The organism is Falsiroseomonas oryziterrae, from assembly GCF_021864505.1.
Taxonomy (GTDB): domain Bacteria; phylum Pseudomonadota; class Alphaproteobacteria; order Acetobacterales; family Acetobacteraceae; genus Falsiroseomonas; species Falsiroseomonas oryziterrae.
In genome coordinates this window covers 1-3,505 of record NZ_JAKJIB010000388.1, presented here as the reverse complement: position 1 = coordinate 3,505, position 3,505 = coordinate 1, and the positions used below count along the sequence as shown (strand labels likewise).

The 3,505-nt window shown below is 68.7% G+C and carries 1 protein-coding gene, 1 tRNA gene and 2 pseudogenes; 2 read left to right on the top strand and 2 right to left on the bottom strand.

From position 1 onward, the window contains the following. Positions 1–51 precede the first annotated feature (51 nt). Both L2I40_RS20680 and L2I40_RS20675 read left to right on the top strand, forming a co-directional pair. Positions 52–125, top strand: a tRNA-Met gene (locus tag L2I40_RS20680). Positions 126–747: 622 nt separating this feature from the next. Next, positions 748–1,847, top strand: a pseudogene (locus L2I40_RS20675) (IS3 family transposase); the annotation flags it as partial. Between the two features lie 55 nt (positions 1,848–1,902). Here the strand turns inward: L2I40_RS20675 and L2I40_RS20670 are convergent. Next, a pseudogene (locus tag L2I40_RS20670) lies at positions 1,903–2,159 on the bottom strand (transposase); the annotation flags it as partial. A gap of 181 nt (positions 2,160–2,340) precedes the next feature. After that, the coding region (locus tag L2I40_RS20665) for an aminotransferase-like domain-containing protein (RefSeq protein WP_237217059.1) at positions 2,341–3,505 on the bottom strand (1,165 nt) is incomplete at its 5' end.

Sequence of the window (3,505 nt, the reverse complement as noted above, 5' to 3'; positions counted from 1 at the left end):
GTAGGTCGCCGCCGGGCCACCCGGCCGGAACCCAAGAGACACACACACCCACGCGGGGTGGAGCAGCCCGGTAGCTCGTCAGGCTCATAACCTGAAGGTCACAGGTTCAAATCCTGTCCCCGCATCCCATCAGAACGCCGCTAATCCAACGGATTAGCGGCATTTTGCTGTCCGGAGCTCCGGAAGCGCCTAAGCGGCGCGGAAGCGCGGCGGAAGCGCGGAGTGCCGGAACCGGCTACGGGGTAAGGTCGCCAAAGCTCGCTTCGGATAGCATCTCCCACAGCGGTCGAACCTTCGCCCGATCCTGACTTGTGGTCGTTACGAATAGCCTCTCTCGTGCGCGGGAAAGTGCTGCGAAGAAATTTGGCGCTCCGCCTCGATATTAAGGCGCTTGTTGAATGCGTCATCTTGAAGATGCAGAAAGAAATGGTCTGTGCCTCGAGCCCCTTGCTCTTGTGGATCGTCATCAGACGGACCTGATCACGCCCCAAAAACGGGCACTACTAGTTCTGCCCAGGAAGATGCGGACGCAGCGCATTCAGCAAGCAGCCCAATATAGCTGCCTCGACCTCGCTCATCCGTTCGTCGCGCCGGTAGTCCGCAGCAAGCTGCTGTAGTGGCTGTCGTCCGAAGTCGCTGATTATCTCACGGACCAGGGCGGGCATGTCGGCGGCGTTTCGCGCAGCCTGACGTGCTCCCCGCGGTTCCAGCCACGGATAAGGTGTATCCGTCGAGGAGCAGAGGACGATGCGACGGAGCCGGTTCACCGAGGGGCAGACCCTCGGGATCCTGAAGGAGCATGAGGCGGGGCGATCGGCGGGTGACCTGTGCCGCAAGCACGGGATCAGCGACCAGACGCTTTAGAACTGGAAGGCCAAGTACGGCGGTCTGAAGCCGTCGGAGGCGTCACGGCTGAAGGGGCTTGAGGACGAGAACCGTCGACTGAAGAAGCTGCTGGCCGAGGCGGTAATGGACAACTCGGTGTTGCGGGAACTGCTGAGAAAAAACTGATCGGGCCTGCGGCCCGGTTCGGGGCGGTGGAGCGCGTGATGCGCGAGCACGGCTACAGCGAACGGGCGGCCTGCAGGCTGATCGGGGTGGATCGCTCGGCGTTCCGGTATGAGCGGGCTGATGGCGGGGACGCGGAGTTGCAGAAGCGGCTACGCGAACTGGCCAATCAGCGCCGCCGGTTCGGCTACCGGCGGCTTGCGATCCTGCTGCGGCGGGAGGGCGCGGCGGTAAACCTGAAGCGCATCTGGCGGCTGTATCGCGAGGAGCGGCTGTCTGTGCGTCGGCGAGGCGGACGCAAGCGTGCGTTGGGCACACGGGCGCCGATGACGGCGCCGCAGGGTGCCGACCAGCGATGGAGTCTCGACTTCGTCGCCGATGCGCTGGCCGACGGGCGTCGGTTCCGGGTGCTGTGCGTGGTGGACGACTTCACACGGGAGGCGCTGGCGACGGTGGTGGACACCTCGATCAGCGGCGCGCGGGTGGTGCGCGAGCGGGAGCGCCTGGTTGCCGGGCGGCGCCTGCCCGCGATGGTGGTCAGCGACAACGGCACGGAGCTGACCTCGGTGGCGGTGCTGCGCTGGGCGGAGGAGCGCGGCGTCGAATGGCACTACATCGCGCCGGGGAAGCCGCAGCAGAATGCGTTCGTGGAGAGCTTCAACGGTCGCCTGCGGGACGAATGCCTGAACGAGCACGTGTTCGGCTCGCTGGCGGAGGCGCGTCGGCTGATCGAGGCATGGCGCGAGGACTACAATCGTGTCCGGCCGCACGGCAGCCTCGGTGGTCGGACGCCGGAGGAGTTTGCGATACACAGCGCCCGCGCGAAGGATCGGGCCGAGGGCGCTGCGCTACTCGAGGGCTCCGCGCCCTCGGCCCGATCCACCACGGTCTCAACCAGGGCCAAACGGAGAACGGATCCATCCGCGGTAGGAAAGCGGGGAGCACGTCAAGCACGCTCCACTGGCAGTCCGTCGAGAGCACGTAGAACACCGCGTTCAGCACCTCGCGCACATCGACCTTGCGGGGTCTGCCGCCATGCTTCGCTGGTCGGATCAGCGGCGCCACCAGCGCCCACTCCGCATCCGTCAGATCCGAAGGTAGCGCAGCCCACGCCGGTCTGCCGCACGCCGGTTCTCTACCGTCCATGCCATTCGTCTGCCCCCGCGAATCCTCCGCAGGGACAGCGAATCACATCCGATTCAGCCGACTCAATTCCTTCCCGGATGGGCTCTAAGCGCGGCTTTCGGTCTGGCGGAGAGCGGACGCCCAAGGGAACTGGCGGAGCGAGTGCACCCAGATTCGAACCGTCGCCGACGAAGGTCCCGGTTTCCATTACCTAGTCTTCCCGGCCCGGCCAGACACCATGCTGATGGCGCGGCGTAGCAGGGTGACTCCCTCGCGCATCCTCTCGGCCGAGGTCCCGGCAAAGCCGAGGACAAGCCCACGCGTCGGCCGACCGATGAACGAGCTTGAGAGCGGCGGAGATTGCAGCCCGAGCGGACGCGCCGCGTCGTAGACGGCCACGTCGTCGAGAGACTGGTCGAGGAACGCAGCTGCCAGGTGCAGCCCCGCCTGTGGACCCTCGCCCTGCCAGCCTACAAGGTCGGCGGCGCCCTCGGCCAGCGCCTCCAGAAGCGCCGCGCGGCGTGCGGCGTAAAGCACGCGCATGCGTCGCAGATGCTGCGCGAGGTGCCCGCCCGCGATGAACTCGGCAAGGATGGCCTGCTCGGGCCCGGCCGACTGGCGGTCCGCGAGCGCGCGCGCCGTGGCGAAGGGACGCGCCAGCGCGCGCGGGACGACGAGGTAGCCGAGCCGAAGCCCCGGTGCGAGGACCTTGGCGAAGGTGCCGACATAGACCACGCGCGCGGCGCCAGGCTGCGCCAGCGCACGCAGCGGCTGCAGCGGGCGCCCGGCGTAGCGGAAGTCGCCGTCGTAGTCGTCCTCGAGGATCCATGCGCCGGCGCGCTCCGCCCAGTCGAGCAGGGCGAGACGACGACGCAGGCTCATCGTCACGCCGAGCGGATACTGGTGGGAGGGCGTGACGAGCGCGAGCCGGGCCTGCGGCGCCGCCGCCTCCGCCGCCGCGACGTCGAGGCCCTCGGCATCCACGGGCACCGGCACCAGCCGAGCGCCATTGGCCGCGAGCGCACTGCGCCCGCTCAGATAGGCCGGATCCTCCACCCATGCTGCGTCGCCGGGGTCGAGCAGCAGGCGGGCGGCGAGCGCGATGCCCTGCTGGGAGCCGGCGGTGATCATCACCTCCTCCGCCGTGCAGGCCAGGCCGCGCGCGGCGCCGAGATGCGCCGCGACCGCTTCGCGCAGCGGCAGGTGGCCGGCGGGGTCGCTGTAGCCGAGCACCTCGGCGGTAGGGCGGTCGCGCCAGAGCCGCGCCGAGAGGCGGCCCCACGCATCGGCGGGAAAGGCATCGAAGGCAGGCAGCCCCGGCGACAGCAGCCCGGGCCCCCGGCGCGCCGGGGTGATCGGCAACGCCGCGACC